Source organism: Spirosoma pomorum (genome assembly GCF_054776615.1).
Genome location: NZ_BAAHBP010000001.1, coordinates 151,239 through 174,729, shown reverse-complemented (window position 1 = coordinate 174,729; position 23,491 = coordinate 151,239). Strand labels below are relative to the sequence as shown.

Sequence of the window (23,491 nt, the reverse complement as noted above, 5' to 3'; positions counted from 1 at the left end):
TGATTAGTTCGAGGGAAGTCCGTCTGACGGGCTTCCCTCATTTATTGGCAGCTGAAGGTCAGCCCTGAATTCTCCTCCGGTACCGGACACCTGGAGCGTGCCGCCCATCAGCCGCGTAACCTGATGGCTAATCCAGAGACCTAACCCGTACCCATCGTGCTGGGGATCGGCTTGGTAGAATTGGCGGCTTAGCCGGTTTGGATCGGGGAGTGGGGCGGTCGTCTGATTTGTTAATGACCAGATAATTTGGTGACCCTGTCTGTTCAGAGTCAGGTCGAGTCGGGTAGCGGGGGTAGCGTACTTGACGGCGTTATCAAGCAGATTCAGTAGTACGTTCGTCAGCTTGTCGAGATCGGCCCGAACGGTCAACTGATCGGTGGTTTCATCCAGTGAAATGGACAGGTACAAATCGCGCTCGTTGATGGCCCGTTGATAGCGTTCGACCAAGTGAAGCGTCAGATCGTCAAGGTCGATGGGTTCGATGCGTAATTGCAGGGTGCCCGCCCGCAGCTGACTCATGGCCAGCAGATCGTCGACCAGGCGGCTGAGCCGACGTAATTCACTGAGCTGGCTATGGAGAAATTTCCGCTCGCGATCATTGATAGCTTCGCGCTGGGCCACTTCGATTTCCGTTCGAAGAATGCTCAGGGGCGTTCGAAGTTCGTGTGAGGCTGCGGCAAAAAAAGTGTGTTGCGTCTCGACCGCCTGCCCGATCCTGGCCAGCATCTGGTTGATGGTTTCGGCCAGTTCCTGTAACTCGTCGCCCGAATCAGGAATCGGAATGGGCGTCGTCTGTTCGGCGCGGCTGACTGATTGCGCCGAGGTAATGATCGACCGCAACGGACGTAATAACCAACCGCTCAGCCACCAGGCGCTTATTCCGGATACAACGATACTTCCCAAAAGCGTCAGCAATAACAACACACCTATACCACGCAATTCGCGGTGTAGGGGACGACTGCTGTGGCCGACTACCGTAATAAGTTTGCCGTATCCATCGTCGGCTGGCCGTACGAATTTTGTTAGTCGAAAGGTATCCACTTCTACCGCGCTTTTCGCGGTTAAAAAGGACGAATCCGCGGGGAAGTGGGGCGACTTGTACAGTCGTTTGCGAAACGTACCGCTGGAAAACCACAGTGCCATAACCTCACCCCGGTCGGGTAAGGGGATCACCAGCGGATAGACCGACGTGCGTTCCGAAAGCCGCCCTGCCCGATCGGTCAGCGTCCGGTTATCCTGGTCGATCAGGACCGTGCGCACCCGGCTGAACAGGTAGCCGGCGGCCCCGGTAAACCCCAGAAAAAATGTAGCACCAAAAACCAGCCCGATTTTAAACCGAATGCTCCGGGCCGGACGTAAGGCGGTCATCATGAGTATCGATAGGCCGGATTAAGCGTTGGTCAGCGTGCCGCGCAGTCGGTAGCCCACACCCACTACCGTTTCCAGGAGTGGGGTGTCGAACCCTTTGTCAATTTTCTTGCGTAGCTGATGCATATGGACCTCGACTACGTTACTGCCCCGGTCAAAGTCTGAATCCCATACTTTCTCGGTTAGCTGCGCCTTGGATAATACCCGCCCGGGCTGACGCATGAACTGCTCCAGTAACTGGTATTCGCGGGGAGTGAGGGTGATCGTTTTGCCGGCCCGGCTCACTTCTCGAGTGGCGAGGTCCATGGTCAGGTCGGCCACGCGCCAGACGGGTAGGCGGCTCCCGGCCTGCCCCCGCTGTACGGTCCGGATGCGGGCCAGTAATTCGTCCAGTTCAAACGGTTTACGCAGGTAATCGATGGCGCCCAAGTCGAGCCCCCGCACGACGTGCTGGGACTGGTTGAGGGCACTCAGAATCATCACCGGCGTGTCGATGCCGAAGTCGCGGAGGTTCCGCAGCAGGTCAAAGCCAGTGGTACCGGGCAACATTAAATCAAGCAGAATCAAATCGTGAGTGCCCAGCGCTGCCTGTTCTAGTCCGGCAGTTCCTGATAGGGCCACATCGACCGAATAACCAGCCTGGTTCAGGCCTTTTTGCAGGTGCAATGCCAGCTTTTCTTCGTCGTCGATTAGTAGTATTCGCATTTACAACGCAAAAGTTTGTCCGTTGATAGTTAGTGCTGTTGGGTGAATCAGCTTTCGCCCCGTCTTGTTAACGAACCCCACCGCCGTTCGCTCGTACCCGACCACACCCAGCCGATGAACTCCCTCCAGTAGTGCCTGAATGGATTCGCTCTGATGGGGTTTCAAATCAATTACGTACTGGTCGGTGACGAGCGCCGACAAGCGACCGGCGTCGTCGCGTAACTCGCCGGTCAGCGGACCTTCGGCTTTCGCCAATTTCCCCTGCGCGGGTGGGGGCGGAGGAAGATCGGCAATCTGCAGGCTGGTTTTCCTGGATCGGTTGACTAAGCTCGTCAGCCGGTACACTGGGGCCGCTTCCTGCCCATCAGACGTCCGTGCCGGCGGGGGAGAATACCTGATTCCCGTGGCAACGACCGTCTGCCCGACGGGGGCCAGCTTCAGTACCTGAGCAGCCGTATGGGGCGGAAAGTGGAACCACGTGACCCCGGTGGTCGTGCGAAGTCGCAGCCCATCGTAGTCCCCGACCTGGTTTGCCAGATAGCCCAGTACCCGCCCCGACAGCGATTGCGTAGGTTGAGCAGCTAGTGTAAGTGTCCAGAAGAGTCCTATAAATGTGTATCGATAGCTTCTTAGCCAGTTCATGAGCGGGAAAGGTAAGGAGCGAGAATAAGTAAGACCTTAATTTACTATTAAGAAAGTTTAAGCTGCGACATTAGACCCATTCGGATAACCGTGTTGCCTACGGACTACTAAACCGGAAAATTGACTCGCTTCACCTATTTACAACCCCAAATGGGCCCGAATCTCCACTAAATCAAGTTTGCGGGATTATAAACGCAGCAATTTGATCTTGTGAACGTATAGTGCTCTGTACCTTTGGCGCTAGGCTATCTAAAAAAACACGCTGGTCACCCCCGCCTTTTTACGTTCTGATTTGATGACAATCGCCATGAAGTCCAACCGCAACGGTTCAATCGTCGCTCGTGTACTGAATAAACAACTAGTCGTAGCACTCGTACTTGTCGCCTGGTTAATCAATACCGTACAAGCCCAGGTAACGCCCCCCAAGCCTTTCGGTCCAGTACCCAACGAGAATCAGATGCGGTGGCAGGAGATGGAATATTACGCCTTTGTCCATTTTTCGACTAATACCTTTACTGACCAGGAATGGGGCTACGGCGATGATGATCCCAAGATTTTTAACCCAGACAAACTTGATTGTCGCCAGTGGGCACGGGTTTGCAAAGAAGCGGGGATGAAAGGAATTATCGTGACGGCAAAACACCATTCCGGGTTCTGCTTGTGGCCGTCGAAATACACCGAGTATTCGGTTAAGAACTCGCCCTGGAAAAACGGCAAAGGAGACATTGTGCGTGATCTGGCAAATGCCTGTAAGGAATATGGCCTCAAATTAGGCATCTATCTGTCGCCCTGGGATAGAAACTACGCGGGCTACGGCCGGCCGGAGTACATTACGTACTTCAGAAATCAACTGACAGAGTTGCTGACTAACTACGGCGATATTTTCGAAATCTGGTTTGACGGAGCCAACGGCGGTTCGGGATACTACGGTGGTACCCGGGAAACCCGGAAGATTGATCGCACTACCTACTATGACTGGAAAAACACGTACAAGCTTATCCGCCAGCTTCAGCCGAACATCGTCATCTGGAACGACGGCGGAGATCGGGGCGATCTTCGTTGGGTGGGTACTGAAGAAGGCTACGTTGGCGAAACCAACTGGAGCCTGCTGAACGCTACGGGCGATGTGCCCGAAGATATGTTACGTCACGGCCTGGAAAACGGCGATTCCTGGGTGCCGGGTGAGGTGAACACATCGATCCGGCCGGGCTGGTTCTACCACGAATACGAAGACAGTCGGGTAAAAACGCTGCCCCAACTGCTGACCACCTATTACAGCTCGTTCGGGCGGAACGGGACACTACTGCTTAATTTCCCCATTGACCGACGGGGACTCATTCACGAAACCGATGAAAAAGCCGCAATCGGTCTGGCTAAGGCCGTAAAGGAAGCCTTTGCGGTCAATCTAGCCGCGAAGAAATCCGCGAGCGCGTCGAACGTACGGGGAAATGCTAAGCAGTTTGGGGCTGATAAAGCGCTGGACGGCGATAAGAATACGTGCTGGACGACCGACGATCAGGTAAAAACCGCTTCTCTAACCATCGATTTCAATAAACCCACGACGTTCAATCGCTTTCTGGCGCAGGAATATATCCGCCTGGGGCAGCGCGTAAAGGCCTTTACGGTGGAGGCTTTGGTAAATGGAGAGTGGAAAGAACTGGCCAAGCAAACAACCATCGGCTACAAACGCATTCTGGTTCTCCCAACCGTGACGGCGACGCAGCTTCGGTTTACGATAACCGACGCCAAAAGTAATCCGGTAATTGCCAATGTAAGCGTCTACAATGCGCCCCAGGTGCTCGTTGCGCCAACCATCACCCGCAACAAAGTGGGGGACGTACTAATCAAACCCGCTGACAAGGAGTCCGTCATTTACTATACGCTGGACGGTAGCATTCCGACGAAGAATTCCCAGCGGTACGCAGGGCCCATCTCAACGACTGGAAAAGTGGATATACAAGCCATTGCCTACGACGCTGAATCCGGCAAAAGCAGCCTGGCTGTGCGGGAAAAATACGATATCGCCCACGCCAAGTGGAAAGTCATCAGCAGCACGGACGAGCGCGCAATCGCCGTAATCGACGGAAATCCAGGTTCCGCCTGGTATCAGCCTCAGGAAAAGAAAATGCCAGTAGACCTGATTATTGATCTGGGCGAAGAGAAAGATTTGACCGGTTTTAAATACTTGCCCGGTCAGGGTCGGACAACTGGCATCATCACCAGCTATGAGTTTGCCGTGTCGCCGGATAATCAGCAGTGGAACGTAGTAGACACCGGCGAGTTCGCCAACATCAAAAACAATCCCCTGTGGCAGGTAAAGACATTCAAATCGGCAAAAGCGCGCTACGTCCGCTTACGGGCTGTACGCAACACGCAGGATGATAACGCGGTTGGATACGCCGAATTAGATCTGATTACTAACTAGTTAATCGTTGAAAAGCTTATATGCAAAACTAGTGGTACTCGTAACACTGCTTAAATTTTTATCAGTTTTCTTGTGGACAAAAGTAGATAGTCAAGCCAAAGGGCTTTGGCTCGTCAGGTATTTGTGTATATCTAACACATAAATCATGTAATTTGTACACAATCTAGGTTTCTGACTATGCTGAGTTATTCCCATGATAGCCGAATACTGGTTGCTCTGGACTGTATCATCTTCGGATTTGACGGCGAATCGTTGAAGCTGTTGTTGATTAAGCGAAACTTCGAGCCGGAATCGGGCAAATGGTCGCTGATGGGTGGTTTTCTCAATGTGGAGGAAAATCTGGAAGATGCGGCTACGCGGGTACTGTTCAAACTGACGGGCCTGCACAACAATTATCTGGAGCAGCTTCAGACGTTTGGTACGGTCAGTCGGGACCCCGTTGAGCGGACTATTTCGGTAGTTTATTACTCCCTCGTCAATATAAACGACCAAGACCCCGTAACGCTGAAAGAGCACAATGCATCGTGGATCGCCCTGACCAGCAAACCGGACCTGATTTTCGACCACGATAGTATGGTTGAAGCAGCCCTTCGCCAACTGCGTTACAAAGCCGCTCTCTACCCAATTGGGTTTGAGCTCTTACCCGAAAAATTTACGGTACCCCAGCTGCAAAAGCTTTACGAGGCCATTTATGACATCAAGCTTGATCGACGAAATTTCAGCCGTAAGATTCTGGGGACCGAACTACTGATCGCAACGGGCGAGAAGGACCAGAGTTCGGCGACCAAGAAGGCACAGCTTTATAAATTAGATCAGCAGAAATTTCAGCATTATCTAAATGGCTATCAGGCGTTTCTGCCTGAGTTTACTAATTTTTCTTTGTGACACTTAACCGAGCTTGTACGCCTGATCGAATAAGGTTACGTAACGGCTCAATTTGTATTCTCCTCATTAATAGTCAAGGCAGTCATGAATCATCCTTACGTAATTGGCGTCGATTTCGGTACCGACTCGGTCCGGGCGCTGATCGTTGATACCCAAACCGGTCAGGCGGTTGGTACACACGTGCACGAGTACGCCCGCTGGAAGCAGGGGCTGTATTGCGACCCGGCTACGTCGCAGTTCCGGCAGCACCCACTCGACTATCTCGAAGGCATCGAAGCGGCAATAAAGGGCGCGCTGGCGCAGGCTCCGGCGGAGGTGCGCGGGCAGGTCGTCGGCATCTCTATCGATACAACGGGGTCGACACCCGGCCCGGTCGATGAAACAGGCCTGCCGCTGGCACTGCGTCCTGATTTTGCCGAGAATCCGAACGGTATGTTCATTCTCTGGAAAGACCACACCGCCAACGCTGAAGCGGAAGAAATCAACAACCTGGCGCACCACTGGGATACCGACTACACCAAATACGTCGGCGGTATTTATTCGTCGGAATGGTTCTGGGCCAAGATGCTCCGTACCATTCGCGTCGATGCGGCCGTTCGGGAAAAAGCGTTTTCGTGGATCGAGCATTGCGACTGGATTTCGGCCGTACTGACGGGAAACACAAACCCGCTGACACTGAAACGGTCGCGCTGTGCAGCGGGGCACAAAGCCCTCTGGCATGCCGACTTCGATGGATTGCCGTCCGAGGAGTTCCTGACTAAACTTGATCCCCTGCTAGCCGGTCAGCGTGACCGCTTGTTCCACGATACCTACACTTCCGACCAAGCAATGGGGACGCTGTCACCGGAATGGGCCGACAAGCTGGGTCTGTCGCCGGACGTGGTCGTGGGTGTCGGTGCGTTCGATGCACACATGGGTGCTATTGGTGCCGAGATCGAACCGTACGCGTTCGTCCGCATCATCGGTACGTCGACCTGCGATATTCTGATGGCACCTAATGAAGAGATCGGTCACCGACTGATTCGCGGTATCTGCGGGCAAGTCGATGGGTCGGTAGCACCGGGTATGCTGGGCCTGGAAGCGGGTCAGTCGGCCTTTGGTGATGTCTATGCCTGGTTTGCCCGGCTAATTACCAAGCCCGTTCGGGAACTGCTAGGCGATGAAGCCGCTGATACAATGGCCGCCAAACTGATTCCGCACCTGACCAAACTGGCTGAACAGTTGCCCGTCACCCCAACCGATCTGATCGCCCTCGACTGGATCAATGGCCGCCGTACGCCCGACGCCAATCACACGCTCAAGTCGGCCATTGCCGGGCTGAACTTGGGTACCGATGCCTCCCGCGTGTTCAAGGCGCTGGTTGAAGCCACGGCCTTCGGTTCGCGCAGTATCGTCGACCGCTTTATCGAAGAAGGTGTCCCCATCAAGAAAGTAATCGCCATCGGTGGCGTCGCCAAGAAATCGGCGTTCGTGATGCAAACACTGGCCGACGTATTGAACAAACCCATTCAGGTCGCGCAGGCCGATCAGGCGTGTGCGCTGGGCGCTGCCATGTGCGCGGCCGTTGCGGCTGGCGTTCATCCGACCATGGAAGCCGCGCAGCAGGCGATGGGTTCTGGCTTCGACGCCGAATACCACCCCCGCCCGGAGCTGGTACCCGTATATGAGACGCTGTATCAGAAATATCGGAAACTGGGTGGCTTTGTGGAAGGCGAATTAGCAAAAAACGCCGAGTTCATTAGTGCATAAACTTTACCGCACCGGTGGATTACCCCCAACCCCCTGAAGGGGGCTTAGACCGCGAGTAAGTAGAGTCCCCTTCAGGGGGTTGGGGTAATCCGACCAGCAAAGAATTTAGAGCGGATCATCAAAAATCATTCTACAACCGAATACAATGCTTGATTTAAAACAGTACGAAGTCTGGTTCGTAACCGGCAGTCAGCACCTTTATGGCGATGAAACCCTGCGGCAGGTGGCCGACCATTCGACGCAGATTGCGCAATTCCTGAACAGCAATGCGGCTGTGCCGGTACGGGTTGTCTTCAAGCCGACCGTTACCCGGCCCGACGAGATTTACGCCATTTGTCAGGAAGCCAACGTAGCGCCGAACTGCATCGGTGTGATTGCCTGGATGCACACGTTCTCGCCCGCCAAAATGTGGATTCGGGGCCTGACGATCCTAAGAAAGCCACTGTTGCACCTGCACACGCAGTTCAACCGCGATATTCCCTGGGCTGATATCGACATGGACTTTATGAACCTCAACCAATCGGCGCACGGCGACCGGGAGTTCGGGTTTATGGTCTCTCGGATGCGCATGAACCGGAAAGTAGTCGTTGGCTACTGGCAGGATGAAACCGTACTGGCGCAAATCGGTGCCTGGACGCGGGTAGCGGTCGCCGGTTACGAACTGAAAACGCTGAAAGTAGCGCGCTTCGGCGATAATATGCGGCAGGTAGCCGTGACCGAAGGCGATAAGGTAGCCGCCGAAATGACCTTCGGTATGTCGGTCAACACCTACGGCATCGGCGATCTGGTGGCGGTTATCAACCAAATGGCCGACGCTGATGTGGATAAACTCGTGCAGGAGTACGCTGACACGTACACGCTGATGGAGTCGCTCGTGAAGGGCGGGGCGCAGCACGAATCGCTGCGCGATGCCGCCCGGATTGAACTCGGCATGCGTGCTTTCCTGACCGACGGCGGCTTCGGCGCGTTTACCGACACGTTTGAAGATCTGCACGGCATGAAACAACTGCCCGGCATCGCGTCACAACGGCTGATGGCCGATGGCTTTGGCTTCGCCGGTGAAGGCGACTGGAAAACGTCGGCGATGGTTCGTACGATGAAGGTAATGGCGGCTGGTCTGCCGGGCGGTAACTCGTTTATGGAAGACTACACGTACCATTTCGACCCGTCGAACCCGCTCGTACTTGGGTCGCACATGCTCGAGATTTGCCCCTCGATTGCGGCTGATAAACCAACCTGCGAAATTCATCCGCTGGGTATCGGTGGTAAAGAAGATCCCGTTCGGCTGGTATTCAACGCGGGCGCGGGGCCGGCAATCAACGTCTCGCTGGTCGACATGGGTAATCGCTTCCGGCTGATCGTTAACGAAGTCGAAGCTGTCGAGGTGGCGCAGTCGCTACCCAAGCTGCCCGTTGCCCGTGCGCTCTGGAAACCCATGCCCGACATGGCAACCGGCTGTGCCGCCTGGATTTACGCGGGTGGCGCACACCATACCGTCTACAGCCAGAATCTGACGACCGAACATGTCGAAGATTTCGCCGAACTATTTGGCGTCGAACTCGTCGTGATCGACAAAAACACAACCCTGCGCCAACTCAAAAACGAGCTTCGCTGGAGCGAAGTAGCGTATAAGTAATTGCGAATGAGTGATTGAGTGAATGAGCGAATAGTTGCTGACGCACCCTTCGCTAATCAATCTTTTGAATCAGGCATGTCTACTGTTGTAGGCCGATTTACCCCCCACCCCCTGAAGGGGGCTTAGTTCACTTGCGAGCAAAGCCCCCTTCAGGGGGTGGGGGTAAATCGGTAAGATAAAAAATCGGTTACCCCATGAAAAAACTGCTTACTACGCTACTACTTGCCTCCCTCGCCATACCCACGCTGGCGCAGAACAAGGCTACCATCAATGCTGAGGGAGCCAGCATCACGATTAACAAGCACATCTACGGTCACTTTGCCGAACACCTGGGTCGCTGTATCTACGGTGGTTTTTACGTAGGCGATAACAACAAGACGATCCCGAACAAAAACGGGGTGCGACTTGACGTGGTCGACGCGCTGAAGAAGATGAAAATTCCGAATCTGCGGTGGCCGGGCGGCTGCTTTGCCGATACGTACCATTGGAAAGATGGTATTGGCCCAAAAGCCAAGCGCCCGAAGATCGTGAACACCTGGTGGGGGGGCGTTACGGAAGACAACAGCTTCGGTACGCACGACTTTCTGAACATGTGCGAGCTCCTGGGCACCGAGCCGTATCTGGCGGGTAACGTCGGTAGCGGCACCGTGCAGGACCTCAGCGAATGGGTGCAATACGTCAATTTTCCGAGCAATAGCCCCATGTCGGCGTTGCGGCAGCAGAACGGGCGCCAGATACCATGGAACGTAAAATATTGGGGTGTCGGCAACGAAGCCTGGGGTTGCGGAGGAAACATGAAACCCGACTATTACGCCAATATCTACCGGCAGTACAGCACGTTCATGAATAGTCAGGTTGGTAAGGAAAAAATCTTCCGCATCGCATCAGGAGCCAGTTCAGACGATTACAACTGGACCGAAACGCTGATGAAGAACATTCCCGGCAACATGCTCGAAGGCGTGGCGATGCACCACTATTCGGTGTTTGGCTGGGGCGAAAACGCGAAGGGGTCGGCCACGGAGTTTACCGAAACCAACTACGCCCATACCATGAATGAGGCCCTGAAAATGGACGAGTTTGTACAGAAGCATTCGGACATCATGGACAAGTACGACCCGAAGAAGAAGGTCGCGCTGGTCGTCGATGAGTGGGGGGCATGGTACAACGTCGAGCCGGGTACAAATCCGGGCTTCCTGTTCCAGCAGAACACCATGCGCGACGCCGTACTAGCGGGGGCTACGCTTAATATCTTCCACAAACACGCTGAACGGGTTCGGATGGCCAACCTGGCGCAGGCGATCAACGTATTGCAGGCGGTTATCCTGACCGACGGGCCGAAGATGCTGCTGACGCCGACCTATCACGTGCTGGAGATGTACAACGTGCATCAGGATGCGACCATGCTGCCTGTCGACGTAAAAGCAGACGACTACAAAGTGGGTGAGTACAAACTCCCCGCCGTGTCGGTTTCGGCTTCGCGCGACAAAGCCGGAAAAACGCATATTTCGCTGGTCAACATCGATGCGGGTAAGCCGCAGACCATCACCGTGAACTTGAAAGGAATCAGCGCGAAAAGCGTGTCGGGCCGGATTCTGACGTCGGCAAAAGTGCAGGACTACAACACCTTCACCCAGCCGAACAAAGTGAAACCCGCGCCTTTCTCCGGTGCTAAACTTGCCGGCGACGAATTAACGGTTACGCTACCGCCCGTGTCGGTGGTGGTATTGGAAATGTAAAGAGCGAAAGGATGAAAGAGTGAAAGAGCGGCCATCCGGAACATCGCTCTTTCACTCTTTCGCTCTTTCACTCTTTCACTCTTTGAAACCGCTCTCAATGATGAATACCTACAAGAATCTCCAACAGGAGTGCTACGAGGCTAACATGCAGTTGCCGGAGTTGGGCCTGGTGCTGTTTACCTTCGGCAACGTCAGCGCTGTCGATCGCGACAAAGCCGTGTTTGCTATTAAGCCCAGCGGGGTACCGTATGCGCTGCTCAAACCAGAAGACATCGTTATCTGCGACTACGACGCGAAGATTGTCGCCGGAACCATGCGCCCCTCGTCGGATACAAAAACGCACGCGCTGCTGTACAAAACCTGGGACGACATTGGCGGCATCACGCACACCCACAGCACCTATGCCGTAGCTTGGGCGCAGGCTGGGATGGATATTCCCATCTTCGGAACGACCCATGCCGACCACACTCACCAGGATATTCCCTGCGCTCCGGTCCTGACCGACGCGATGATTCAGGGCGACTACGAACACGAGACCGGCAACCAGATTTTCGACGTGTTCCGGGAAAAGGGGCTGTCGCACACTGAAGTCGAGATGGTGCTGCTGCAAAATCACGGTCCGTTTACGTGGGGAAAAACGGCTGAGAAGTCAGTTTACAACGCAGCCGTATTGGAAGAAGTCGCCCGTATGGCGTACATGACGCTGGCGATCAACCCCGATACGCCCCGCATTAAAGACACGCTGCGGTTGAAGCACTACGAGCGCAAGCACGGCAAAGACGCTTACTACGGACAAGGCGGTCCGTCGTACGGGTGCTGACGTAGCGGTTGCTGATGAATGGATAGTATGAACCAATTACTTTGCCCTTTCAACATAAACCACCTTTTCATGAATCTGTCAACTAAACTTATCGCCCTGACTTTGCTGACGGGTAGTCTGACTATGAGTGCGTGTACATCGACGAAAAAAGAAGAAAGTTCCGAGGCTAAACCTGGTATTACTAAAGTTGCGTATGGTCAACTGCCCGATGGTCAGTCGGCGGACCTGTACACACTACGTAACGCCGAGGGTATGGAAGCTAAAATCACAAATTACGGTGGAATTGTCGTTTCACTTACCGCTCCCGACAGAGAGGGGAAGTTTGCGGACGTAACACTAGGCTTTGATTCGCTGAACACTTACGCGACCAAAAATCCATACTTCGGTGCCTTAATCGGCCGGTACGGGAATCGAATCGCCAAGGGTAAATTTACACTCGACGGCAAGGAGTACACCTTACCTGTCAACGATGGCCCCAACAGCCTGCACGGTGGTAAAAAAGGCTTCGACAAAGTGCTATGGACGGCCACACCCGTTGAGGGCGATGAGCCGGCACTGAAACTGGCGTATACGGCCAAAGACGGCGAAGAAGGATATCCCGGTACGCTACAGGTAGAAGTGACGTATACCCTGCAAAAAGATAATGCCTTGCGTATCGACTATCAGGCAACCACTGACAAGCCAACTGTCGTTAACCTGACGAATCATTCTTATTTTGACCTGTCGGCGGGAAAATCATCCGATATTCTCGGCCATGAATTGGCCTTGGAAGCAGACCGCTTCCTCCCTGTGGATCAGACACTTATTCCTACCGGCGAACTGAAAGCCGTATCGGGCACGCCTTTTGACTTCTCTAAATCGAGTGTGATCGGCAGCCGGATCAACGATACAATCGACACGCAACTTCGGTACGGGAAAGGGTATGACCACTGCTGGGTATTTGCCGACAGCAGCCGGAGTTTGAAATCGGTAGCGACGGTCTATGAGCCTACTACAGGTCGGGTAATGACAGTGTCCACAACTGAACCTGCCGTTCAGTTTTACACCGGTAACTTCCTGGATGGTACGCTGACGGGCAAAGAGGGACGAGTCTATAAAAAGCGGACGGGATTTTGCCTTGAAACCCAGCACTACCCAGATGCGCCTAATCAGCCAGCCTTTCCAACGACTACGTTAAAGCCGGGCGAAACGTATCGCACGACAACCGTATACAAGTTTTCGTCTAGAAAATAAGGTGAGTCGAGATCTGTAAGATAATATACAAAGTTTGTTAAGCCCCGACTTGGTTGCACACAAGCAATCTAGGTCGGGGCTTTGTTTTGTACAATTAGCCAAATAGACCCACTACAAAGCGTGATGAGCACGAAGGATTTCTTCTTGCAGAATTTTCTACTGAAAGATTGCCTAGTGAACAAATGCATGAGAAGGAGCACCTGAATTACATAATAAGTACACAAAACAGGTGGTGAAACGACAATCAGTTGCCTCTTTTTTCGCAGTAATTTTTCCGGCAAAACAACTTTACAGGTGTTAAATCGACACTTATAAAACTATATTCTGATAGATATAGAAAAAATATCAAAATGTAGTCAGATTATGATAAAAACAGTTAAACTTTTATAATTATATCCCTTTATAATTGTACTAAATTTTATGCAATCGGTTGCAGAAAATAGTAGCAAAATGTGTTCTGTCTGCGTATAATAATGAGATAAATACGTCATAAAGCAAGAAAGCAAAGGTCAAAATAACGTATGAATTTATAGATTCCTCAGCTTAACAGTATAAACTAGTCCAATCACCTTTTAATCGTTTCCAGCCATGTATTAGATGAACTTTTCACCTGCGGGTAGATCGCTACTGGCAGTAATTAATTTCGTTTATCGGTAAATGTGTACTTATGACACATTGTTCTTTTCTGGGACATTGCGTCATTGATTTTCCTGAACCACGTAATTACATCAATCGCATGAATCTATTTTATCAATCAAAACCTGCCCAGTTATGGGGCAAAGTTACCTGGGCGGTAGGGTTGCCTAGCCTGCTTCTACTGGGATTGGCAACAAACAGCTTCGCCAGTTCTAACAACGCGAAACCGCGCCTGAACGCCTGGCCTGATTTATCCTTACACACCCGTCGGACGATGGATGTAGGCACCCTGGATGTGCAGGTATCTGGTCGCGTCGTTGATGAGAAAGGAGACGGACTACCCGGCGTTAACGTACAGATTAAGTCAACAACGCGGGGGACCACGACGGACGCGAACGGTAACTATAAGCTGACTGCAGCGAACGGTGCTGTTCTGGTATTTTCGTTGGTTGGCTACACAGCTAAAGAAGTTACGGTCGGGTCACAGGCTGTTATTAACGTTAATCTGGCACCCGATAATAAAACGCTCGATGAAGTAGTCGTAGTAGGCTACGGGGTACAGCGCAAGCGCGACATCACCGGATCAGTTGTTTCGGTGAATGAAGCAACGCTGAAGGAGGTGCCTGCGCCTAACCTGGTTAACCAGCTGAAAGGCCGGGCCGCTGGCGTAACGGTTATCAGTAATGGATCTACGCCTGGTTCGCAGGGACAGATCCGGATTCGGGGGAACCGGACACTAACTACTAACTCTGGCTCAAGTGATGGCTTAGACGGTCCGCTGGTCGTGGTTGATGGCATTCCCTACGGTGGTTTGAATGACATCAACCCCGATGATATCGTCAATCTTGAAATCCTGAAAGATGCATCGGCTACGGCGATCTACGGATCGAGGGGATCGGGCGGGGTAATTCTGGTCACCACCAAGCGGGGTAAAATTGGGAAGCCGGTGTTCAGCTACGATGGCTACCACGGCGTAACCAACATCATGGGCAAATTCAACGTAATGAATGGCCCGGAGTACGCCCAGTTTAAAGATGATGCCGCCAAATACAACCGCACCAGCCCTGGCACAACCGCTTACCCGCTGACACCAAAAGAAAGAGACGCGCTGGCAGCCGGTATCTCGACCGATTGGCAAGGGTTGTTATACAAGCCCGGCTTCAACACCAACCACCAATTGGGCCTGGTAGGCGGGGTTGAAAATACGCAGTACTCGCTGGGACTCGGCTATTTCAACGAGACGGGTATTATCCCCAGTCAAAAGTTTGAGCGATACACCATCCGGGCGACTATCGATCAACGTATCGGCAAGCACATCAAGATTGGTCTGAACACCCTGAATACCCTGACTTACGAAAATACACCGGGTGGTGGCGGTATTCCGGGCGGTTTAGTGCGGTTGACACCGTTGGCTGCGCCGTACAATGCAGACGGAACGGTGAACCTATTCCCTGCGGAAGGGTCGATTGATGCTGCTTCGGTCAGCCCGCTGACGATCATCACCAAAAAGGATGCGTATCTGGGGCGTACCCGGTCGTTACGTACCTTTAATAGCTTGTACGCCGAGTGGAACATCCTGCCGGGTTTACGTTATCGGTTCAATGCCGGGTTGAACTTCAGCCAGTCGAACTATAATGGATACGGTGGACCACTGACTTACTTCAACAATGCTACGGTTCAGTCGTCGTCCTCTGCCGAGATTAGAAACACTGAATACTGGGATATCAACCTCCAGCATCTGCTGTACTACGATAAGACAATCGGTAAGCACAAGATTGGCTTTACGGGGTTGTACGAAATCACGAAAAACCACTCGCTGGGCAGCCGATTCTCGATAACCGGCGTACCGGCCGATTACATTAAGACGTCGAATTTCTCGCTGGCTTCCGGGACACCCGTTGCCAACTCGGACTTCGGCAACTCATTTTCGGAACTGGGTCTACTTTCCTACATGGGTCGGGTAAACTATAGCTACAATGATCGCTATCTCTTGACCTTAACGCTAAGACGAGATGGATCGTCTACGCTGTCACCGGGTAATCAGTACTTCAACTATCCAGCTATTGGGGCGGGCTGGAACATCATCGAAGAGCCGTTTATGAAAGGCGTTCCGGCTATTTCGAACCTGAAACTGCGTGGTAGCTGGGGGCTCTCCGGTAACAGAAACGTCGGGGCTTACTCGACCCTGGGTGCACTTTCAGCCGGTTATTATAACTTCGGAACGGGTACTGCCGGTCAGCAACTCGCTTATACGGTTACCAGTTTGCCGGCTACCAGTCTGGGTTGGCAATCGACCTCACAGGTGGATATCGGGGTCGATTTTGGCTTCCTGAATAACCGGATTACGGGTTCGATCGACTGGTACAACCAGCAGACAAAAAACATTCTGCTATCTGTTCCACTGCCACCAAGTAATGGAGCCAGCTCAACGCTGAAAAATCTGGGTCGTACCGAAGGCCGGGGTCTGGAAACCGCGCTGACGGTTGACATTCTGCGCAACCCGCAAGGATTTAACTGGAGTGCTGATATTACGTATTTCTTCAACCGCGAGAAAATTACGCAGTTAACGACGCCGAGCGAACAGGCCAACATTGGCGCTGGCTGGTTTGTGGGCCAACCCCTTTCGGTTATTTACGACTACAGAAAGGTTGGTATCTGGCAAACTGCTGACAAGGAGAATGGTACGTTGGCCAAGCAAACCTCGCCCGTTCAGTTTCCCGGACAGATTCGGGTGGAAGACGTAAACGGCGACGGGAAAATTGACGCCAACGATCGCCAAATCCTGGGTAACTTCCAGCCTAGATGGGAAGGTGGGTTTACCAGCCGCTTCAGCTACAAAAACTTCGATCTGTCGGTGGTAACGTTTGCCCGGATGGGAATGAAGGTAATCGTGCCGTATCTGACGGGTAACTCGACGGGTTCGGGTGGCTTTGCGTTCTTCAACCAGGGTCGGGTTAATCAGGTTAAAACCGATTACTGGACCGACACGAACCCTACCAATGCGTTCCCGGCCCCTGACGCGGCCAGTGCCGTTGCTTACTTTGGTTCGACGCTGGGTTATTACGACGGATCATTCATCAAGTGCCGAAGTATCAACCTGGGCTACACCTTTGCCAATGAGTTGGTCCGGAAGATCGGGATGAGTTCGGCCCGGGTTTATTTCAACGCTACGAACCCATTTATTATCTACTCGCCGTTGGTGAGCCAGAACCTGGCTGTTGATCCGGAAGGAAACAGCTACGCCAGTGGTCAGTCGACCCTGAACCCGCAGGGAGCCAGCGATCGCGGTACGCCAGAGCGTCAGATCGCCGTCAACCTGAATAACCCGCCCGTACGGCAATTCACCCTGGGGGTAAATCTCAAATTCTAATCTTTCGACACTACGATGAAATCGATAAAAATATGGTTCGCAGCCGGTCTGGTTGCCGCATTCAGCTCGGGTTGTGAAAAAATCCTGGAGGAGAACCCGCAGTCGCAGATTGTACCGTCGTACTTTAACAGCCCTTCCGGGGTGCTAGGGGGAATCGCCGGTGTGTACAATGATCTCCGGGGGCAGTGGGGAACCGAAGGGTTTACCGTGGAAATGCAGGCGGGAACCGACGAGTTCTTGCAGGGAGCCAGTGCCGGAACACCCGTTCCGTATACGTATAACGGTCTGAACGGGAGTAACTTCGGCGCGGCTTGGGGGACAGCATTTCAGGATATTAACACGCTGAACGGGGTACTCAAGTACGGACAGACAATTGATTTGCCCGAAGCTACCCGGAAGCAGTATCTGGCACAGGCTAAATTCTTACGTGGGTTCTGGTATTTCTATCTCGTGCAGACCTGGGGGGACGTACCGCTCAGCACTGAATTCATCACAACCCCTTCGCAGGCGGCTTCCCGTCAGCCCGTAGCGCAGGTGTATGAGTTGATCATCAAAGATCTGACCGAAGCTGCTGCTGATTTGCCGAACACGCCTACGGCGCCGTTTCTGGGTAAAGCGGCTACCAAACCTGTAGCGCAGTTGTTGCTGGCGAAGGCATATCTAACCCGTGGGTGGCTCAACAACACGGCATCGGATTTCACGCAGGCCGCTACTCTTTGTGATCAGGTAATTGCTAATAAAGCCACCTACGGACTGGACCTGTGGCAGGATTATGGCGATGCATTCGTTCCGGCCAATGACTACGGTAAAGAAACCATGTTTGTCAGCGATCACGTCTTGGACCCTAAATATGGCTACTATAGAGTAGGCGCGGCTGAAGGAGGTGGATTTGCCAACAACCTGTCGCCCTGGTTTACGAACTGGAATTACCCCAACAATAGCGGTATCAACTCGTACAAGAGTGCCGCGGGAGCTTACGTGAACAGCGGAACGGCCTTGATGATCCGGGATTCGCAGTATGGCCGGCCTTACGTCCGGATGCGTCCGAACAGTTATAAGTGGACGTCGGGCGCTAATTCAGGAAAGAATTACTTCCTGGATCAGGCGTTTACGAACCGGACTTCCGATTCGCGATTCATGAATTCGTTCTACACGGTTTACATTGCCAATACTTCGGTTACCAACACGGCCACGGCTGCCAATAACAAACGGGGTATCGGCTACACCACCGTGGTTGGGGCAGATACCGCCGTCTGGTTGCCTGATTACGAAGTGGCAGGGGCTCCTCAGTTTGTCGGAACGCGTCCTTTCAAAGGGCTGGTGGTGCCACCAAGCCTGTGGGATAATGGAATTTTTCCAGCCCTGAAGAAATTTATGGATCCAAGCCGGGGAGCTAATTTCAACGATCCATCGACTCGTCCGGCTGTGTTATACCGCTTCTCGGATGTGTACATGACCGGAGCCGAAGCGTACTTCAAAGCGGGTGACGCTACCAAAGCAGCCGCGCTGCTGAATACGGTCAGACAACGGGCCGCGTACCGTAAAACCAACACGGCGGCTCAGAATGCTGCGGCTGTAACGGCCATGACGATCCAGCCCTCCGATGTTACGTTGGATTTCATTCTCGACGAGCGGAGCCGTGAATTCTTCGGTGAGTGGCAACGGTGGCACGATCTGGTACGGACTCGTTCGCTTGTTCGTCGCGTAAAAGCCTGGAATCCAGAGGCTGCTCCTTACGTACAGGATTTCAACATGTTGCGCCCTATTCCACAGTCGCAGATTGACCGCGTGGTAGAGGGACCTAAGTTCCCGCAGAACCCGGGATATTAAGTCATATATTAGCCGCATAAGCTGCCTGCCTGAGTTCAATTACTACCAATTGAACTGGCAGGCAGCTTACTTATCAGCCTACGAAGAGTGTCTAATTTGTATGAAACGGTTTCTTTATTTATTGCTGATTACGACGACGGTCGGATTCTCTCAGGACAAACCCGGACTGAAGCTGTGGTACACCAAACCGTCGGGAACCGTTTGGGAGAACGCATTACCCGTTGGAAATGGTCGACTAGGGGCGATGGTCTACGGCAACGTACCCCAGGAAACCCTTCAGCTCAACGAAGGCACCGTCTGGAGTGGTAGTCCTAACCGGAACGATAACCCCAACGCGAAAGCAGTGCTCCCCGAAATTCGCCAGCTGATTTTCGACGGGAAACAGAAAGAAGCCGAGCAACTGGCCAACAAGTCGATCCTGACCAAGAAATCGCACGGACAAATGTTTCAGCCGGTGGGGAATCTGCTGCTGACGTTCGCTGGCCACGATAGCTATACAGATTACTACCGCGAACTCGATATTGAGCGGGCCGTTGCCAAAACGACCTACAAAGTCGGCGATGTGACCTACACCCGTGAAGTCATTACGTCGCTGCCCACTAACGTACTGGCGATACAATTGTCGGCCGACAAACCCGGCAAACTCTCCTTCGTTACGTCGTTTACCAGCCTGCACCCCAACGCTGTCATCAACACTACCAACCGCAACGAGCTGATGCTGTCCGGTGTCACCGCCGACCACGAAGGCATACCGGGCAAAGTGAAATTCAAGAGTCTGGCCCGTATCAAAACTAAGGGAGGTACCGTATCGGCCAACGGACAGACGCTGGTCGTCGACGGGGCCACGACCGCTACTATCTACCTCGCCATTGCCACCAACTTTGTCAATTATAACGACCTGAGCGGTAATGAAAGCGAACGTGTAGTGGCTACGCTTGACAAAGGGTTTCGCCAGTCGTACGCGGCCCTGCTGAAACCGCACGTTGCCGCCTATCAACGCTATTTCAACCGGGTCCGTCTCGATCTTACGTCGACCGACGCGGCCAAACTACCCACCGACGAACGACTGAAAAACTTCCGCTCGGTCAATGACCCGAACCTGGTTACCCTCTATTACCAGTACGGGCGCTATCTGCTCATTTCGTCGTCACAGCCCAATGGGCAGGCAGCTAACCTGCAGGGCATCTGGAACCGGAGTATGCGGCCACCCTGGGATAGCAAGTACACCATCAATATCAATACACAGATGAACTACTGGCCCGCCGAAAAAACGGGCTTGCCCGAGATGCACGAGCCGCTGTTCAGCCTGATCCGCGACCTGTCGCAGACGGGGCAGGAGACGGCGCGGGTCATGTATGGCGCGCGCGGCTGGATGGCCCACCACAACACCGATATCTGGCGCATCAACGGCCCGGTCGACGGTGCATTCTGGGGCATGTGGACTGCCGGGGGCGCGTGGCTCAGCCAGCATCTGTGGGAACATTATCTCTACTCCGGCGACCGGGCGTTCCTGACATCGGCCTACCCGATTCTGAAAGGCGCGGCCCAGTTCTATGCCGATTTCCTGGTCGAGCATCCGAAGTACAAGTGGCTGGTCGTCACGCCGAGTACGTCGCCCGAAAATGCCCCCCAGGCGCACGGGGGCTCGTCGCTGGATGCCGGTACGACGATGGACAACCAGATCGTATTCGATGTATTCAGTACCGCCATCCGCGTGGCTGATCTGCTGAACACCGATAAATCCTTTGCCGATTCGCTCCGGCAGATGCGGGCCAAATTGCCGCCCATGCACATCGGAAAGCACGGGCAGTTGCAGGAGTGGCTCGATGATATTGATGATCCGAACGACAAACACCGGCACATTTCGCACCTCTACGGCCTGTTCCCGTCCAACCAGATTTCGGCCTACCGCACGCCCAACCTGTTCAATGCTTCGCGCACGACGCTGACCCACCGGGGCGATGTATCGACAGGCTGGAGCATGGGCTGGAAAGTAAACTGGTGGGCCAAATTGCAGGACGGCAACCATGCGTACACGCTTATTCAGAATCAGCTGACTCCGCTGGGTGTCAACAAAGAAGGGGGCGGCACGTACAACAATCTGTTCGACGCGCACCCGCCGTTCCAGATCGACGGTAACTTCGGCTGCACGTCGGGCATCACCGAAATGCTGCTGCAAAGCAATGACGGTGCCCTCCACCTGCTGCCCGCCTTACCCGACGTCTGGCCGACGGGCAGTATCAGTGGCCTACGGGCGCGGGGCGGCTTTGAGGTCGTGGGAATGGAATGGACCGGCGGTAAGCTGACGAAGATTGAAATCCGGTCGAACCTGGGCGGCAACCTGCGCATCCGCACGCCGAACGAATTGAAAGGGAGCAAAGGGACGCTGGCAACGGCATCGGGCACAAACCCGAATGAGTTCTACCAGACAGAAGAAACGCCCACGCCCATTGTTGCCACGTTGACTGATCCGGCCCCGGCCACCCCGCCCCTGAAACCAACCTGGCTCTACGACATACCCACACAACGTGGCAAGACCTACACGCTGGTTGCGTTGTAATGAGAGCGTTTTTTGTCATCCCGACGCAGGAGGTATTTTCTGTAAGAGCAAATAAACCTGCCTGCTAATGAAGATCCCTCCTGCCACACCGGCGGACCGGTCGGGATGACAAAAAAAACTGACACAAAAACACATACAATCCTGACCAAACCCTTATGAAAAAACGCATTATTACGGCAGTCTGTGCGGCACTGCTCGCCGGCATGAGCCAAGTATCGCTGGCACAAACGACGACACTGGTCAACCCCATCATGACGGGGTTTTATCCCGATCCCAGCATCGTGAAGGTGGGCAGCGACTATTACCTCATCAATTCTACGTTTTCGTACTTCCCCGGCATCCCGGTGCTGCACAGCAAAGACCTCAAAAACTGGAAGCAGATCGGTAATGTCATCGACCGGCCCGAGCAGATGGATTTTATGGGTGAACGCATGACGCGGGGCCTGTTTGCGCCCGCCATCAGCTACCATAAAGGCACTTATTACGTTACCTGCACCGACATCGACCACGACGGCAACTTTGTCGTGACGGCAAAGAATCCGGCGGGGCCGTGGAGTAATCCGGTGAAGCTGCCGGAGGTAAAGGGTATTGACCCGTCGTTGTATTTCGACGAGTCGACCGGCAAGGCGTACATCCTCTATAATAGCGACGCCCCCGACCGTAAGCCCCTCTATCCGGGCCACCGGACGATTCGGATGTACGAGTTCGACGCTAAAAACCTGAAGGTTTTAGGCGAGGAAAAGCAACTCGTCAACGGCGGGGTCGATCTGAGCAAGAAACCCGTCTGGATCGAGGGGCCGCACATCATGAAGCGTAACAATTGGTACTACCTCTATGCGGCTGAGGGCGGTACGTCGGTCAATCACTCGGAGGTCGTGCTGCGGAGTAAAGACGTTTGGGGACCGTATGTTCCCTACGAGGGGAACCCGATTCTGACCCAGCGAGGACTACCCGCCGACCGCAAAGATCCAGTCACGTCGGCGGGACACGCGCAGTTTGTGGAGGGACCAGATGGTAAGTGGTATTCGATTTTTCTGGCGGTCCGGCCGTACGAGGGTAATTTCTACAATACCGGCCGAGAAACGTTTATCGCTCCCCTGACCTGGACCAATGACTGGCCCATGATCGAACATGGCGAGAAACCCATTGCCTATAGCTACGTCGGCAACTTTAAGGAGGTAAAGCAGAAAGACGCCCGTCCCCAGAACGGCAACTTCGCTTACACGATTAACTTCGATAAGACGCTCGATCCGGCCCTGCTGTTCCTGCGTACCCGCGACGACAAGTCGTTCAGCCTCAGTAAAGCCAATGGGCTGACGATGAAGCTCAAGCCGGAAACCATTTCGGAAATGGGCAACCCGGCCTTCATCGGCAAGCGGCAGCAGCACCTGAACTGTACCGCCGAAACCGCGCTGGATTTCACGGCTAAGTCGGCCGACGAAAAAGCGGGATTAGTGATTTTTCAGGACGAGAAACACTTCTATCTCCTGGCCAAATCGACCGATCAGGGTAAGCCCGTGGTGCAGCTCTTCAAGAGCACCAACGATAAAAATTTGGAACTGCTCGCCCAGACGCCCGTTGCCGCCGACGCGAAGAAGGTGATGCTCCGTATCGACGCCAAAGGTGATGCCTACGATTTCTACGTAGCCGACAAACCGAAAGACTGGAAGCTACTGAAAGACAGGGTCGACGGGAAATTTCTGAGTACACAGGTGGCGGGGGGCTTCATCGGTTGCGTATTCGGGATGTACGCGACCTCGTCGGGAAGTAACTCAGACAACAGTGCGTCTTTTAACTATCTGCGGTACAGCGGTAACGACCCGATGTACAGGTAGGGGATTGTTTTTGTCTCCGTGGTTTTTTGTCATCCCGACCGGTCGGGATGACAAAAAGTGC

Annotated in this window: 14 protein-coding genes; 11 read left to right on the top strand and 3 right to left on the bottom strand. The window is 53.6% G+C overall.

Going from position 1 to position 23,491, the window contains the following annotated elements; all coding sequences use genetic code 11:
- Positions 1-3 precede the first annotated feature (3 nt).
- Genes ACYVAD_RS00680 through ACYVAD_RS00670 form a run of 3 tightly spaced genes read right to left on the bottom strand, consistent with a single transcriptional unit; the run spans position 4 to position 2,715 of the window.
- The gene (locus tag ACYVAD_RS00680) at positions 4-1,371 is read right to left on the bottom strand and encodes a HAMP domain-containing sensor histidine kinase (protein ID WP_461137542.1); all 1,368 of its coding nucleotides are present in this window, start codon (positions 1,369-1,371) and stop codon (positions 4-6) included.
- A gap of 18 nt (positions 1,372-1,389) precedes the next feature.
- Positions 1,390-2,073 (bottom strand): response regulator transcription factor, encoded by a 684-nt coding sequence (locus tag ACYVAD_RS00675; protein WP_461137541.1) that lies wholly within the window; start codon positions 2,071-2,073, stop codon positions 1,390-1,392.
- Positions 2,074-2,715 carry a hypothetical protein gene (locus tag ACYVAD_RS00670; protein WP_461137540.1) on the bottom strand — a complete coding sequence of 214 codons (642 nt, stop codon included), beginning with the start codon at positions 2,713-2,715 and terminating at the stop codon, positions 2,074-2,076.
- A gap of 307 nt (positions 2,716-3,022) precedes the next feature.
- Between ACYVAD_RS00670 and ACYVAD_RS00665 the strand changes: the two genes are divergently transcribed.
- The 11 genes from ACYVAD_RS00665 (at position 3,023) to ACYVAD_RS00615 (ending at position 23,430) form a co-directional block, all read left to right on the top strand.
- The gene (locus tag ACYVAD_RS00665) at positions 3,023-5,140 is read left to right on the top strand and encodes an alpha-L-fucosidase (RefSeq protein WP_461137539.1); all 2,118 of its coding nucleotides are present in this window, start codon (positions 3,023-3,025) and stop codon (positions 5,138-5,140) included.
- A gap of 177 nt (positions 5,141-5,317) precedes the next feature.
- Positions 5,318-6,025: an NUDIX hydrolase gene (locus ACYVAD_RS00660; RefSeq protein ID WP_461137538.1), complete on the top strand. Its 708-nt coding sequence runs from the start codon at positions 5,318-5,320 to the stop codon at positions 6,023-6,025.
- A gap of 84 nt (positions 6,026-6,109) precedes the next feature.
- Positions 6,110-7,774 carry a ribulokinase gene (locus ACYVAD_RS00655; RefSeq protein ID WP_461137537.1) on the top strand — a complete coding sequence of 555 codons (1,665 nt, stop codon included), beginning with the start codon at positions 6,110-6,112 and terminating at the stop codon, positions 7,772-7,774.
- Between the two features lie 145 nt (positions 7,775-7,919).
- Positions 7,920-9,410 carry an L-arabinose isomerase gene (gene araA, locus ACYVAD_RS00650; protein WP_461137536.1) on the top strand — a complete coding sequence of 497 codons (1,491 nt, stop codon included), beginning with the start codon at positions 7,920-7,922 and terminating at the stop codon, positions 9,408-9,410.
- A gap of 194 nt (positions 9,411-9,604) precedes the next feature.
- Positions 9,605-11,146: an alpha-N-arabinofuranosidase gene (locus ACYVAD_RS00645; RefSeq protein ID WP_461137535.1), complete on the top strand. Its 1,542-nt coding sequence runs from the start codon at positions 9,605-9,607 to the stop codon at positions 11,144-11,146.
- Between the two features lie 100 nt (positions 11,147-11,246).
- Positions 11,247-11,966, top strand: a complete 720-nt coding sequence (locus tag ACYVAD_RS00640) for an L-ribulose-5-phosphate 4-epimerase (RefSeq protein WP_461138502.1) — start codon at positions 11,247-11,249, stop codon at positions 11,964-11,966.
- A gap of 69 nt (positions 11,967-12,035) precedes the next feature.
- Positions 12,036-13,199, top strand: a complete 1,164-nt coding sequence (locus ACYVAD_RS00635; RefSeq protein ID WP_461137534.1) for an aldose epimerase family protein — start codon at positions 12,036-12,038, stop codon at positions 13,197-13,199.
- A gap of 667 nt (positions 13,200-13,866) precedes the next feature.
- Positions 13,867-17,205 carry a SusC/RagA family TonB-linked outer membrane protein gene (locus ACYVAD_RS00630; RefSeq protein ID WP_461137533.1) on the top strand — a complete coding sequence of 1,113 codons (3,339 nt, stop codon included), beginning with the start codon at positions 13,867-13,869 and terminating at the stop codon, positions 17,203-17,205.
- 15 nt (positions 17,206-17,220) lie between these two features.
- On the top strand, positions 17,221-19,035 hold the full coding sequence (locus tag ACYVAD_RS00625; protein ID WP_461137532.1) for a RagB/SusD family nutrient uptake outer membrane protein: 1,815 nt from the start codon (positions 17,221-17,223) through the stop codon (positions 19,033-19,035).
- 100 nt (positions 19,036-19,135) lie between these two features.
- Positions 19,136-21,595 carry a glycoside hydrolase family 95 protein gene (locus ACYVAD_RS00620; RefSeq protein WP_461137531.1) on the top strand — a complete coding sequence of 820 codons (2,460 nt, stop codon included), beginning with the start codon at positions 19,136-19,138 and terminating at the stop codon, positions 21,593-21,595.
- Positions 21,596-21,750: 155 nt separating this feature from the next.
- Positions 21,751-23,430 (top strand): glycoside hydrolase family 43 protein, encoded by a 1,680-nt coding sequence (locus ACYVAD_RS00615; protein WP_461137530.1) that lies wholly within the window; start codon positions 21,751-21,753, stop codon positions 23,428-23,430.
- Positions 23,431-23,491: the final 61 nt, after the last annotated feature.

Coding starts and splice junctions, on each gene's coding strand:
- ACYVAD_RS00680 (WP_461137542.1), bottom strand. CDS start 1,371: ATGATGACCGCCTTACGTCCGGCCCGGAGCATTCGGTTTAAAATCGGG.
- ACYVAD_RS00675 (WP_461137541.1), bottom strand. CDS start 2,073: ATGCGAATACTACTAATCGACGACGAAGAAAAGCTGGCATTGCACCTG.
- ACYVAD_RS00670 (WP_461137540.1), bottom strand. CDS start 2,715: ATGAACTGGCTAAGAAGCTATCGATACACATTTATAGGACTCTTCTGG.
- ACYVAD_RS00665 (WP_461137539.1), top strand. CDS start 3,023: ATGAAGTCCAACCGCAACGGTTCAATCGTCGCTCGTGTACTGAATAAA.
- ACYVAD_RS00660 (WP_461137538.1), top strand. CDS start 5,318: ATGCTGAGTTATTCCCATGATAGCCGAATACTGGTTGCTCTGGACTGT.
- ACYVAD_RS00655 (WP_461137537.1), top strand. CDS start 6,110: ATGAATCATCCTTACGTAATTGGCGTCGATTTCGGTACCGACTCGGTC.
- araA (WP_461137536.1), top strand. CDS start 7,920: ATGCTTGATTTAAAACAGTACGAAGTCTGGTTCGTAACCGGCAGTCAG.
- ACYVAD_RS00645 (WP_461137535.1), top strand. CDS start 9,605: ATGAAAAAACTGCTTACTACGCTACTACTTGCCTCCCTCGCCATACCC.
- ACYVAD_RS00640 (WP_461138502.1), top strand. CDS start 11,247: ATGAATACCTACAAGAATCTCCAACAGGAGTGCTACGAGGCTAACATG.
- ACYVAD_RS00635 (WP_461137534.1), top strand. CDS start 12,036: ATGAATCTGTCAACTAAACTTATCGCCCTGACTTTGCTGACGGGTAGT.
- ACYVAD_RS00630 (WP_461137533.1), top strand. CDS start 13,867: ATGACACATTGTTCTTTTCTGGGACATTGCGTCATTGATTTTCCTGAA.
- ACYVAD_RS00625 (WP_461137532.1), top strand. CDS start 17,221: ATGAAATCGATAAAAATATGGTTCGCAGCCGGTCTGGTTGCCGCATTC.
- ACYVAD_RS00620 (WP_461137531.1), top strand. CDS start 19,136: ATGAAACGGTTTCTTTATTTATTGCTGATTACGACGACGGTCGGATTC.
- ACYVAD_RS00615 (WP_461137530.1), top strand. CDS start 21,751: ATGAAAAAACGCATTATTACGGCAGTCTGTGCGGCACTGCTCGCCGGC.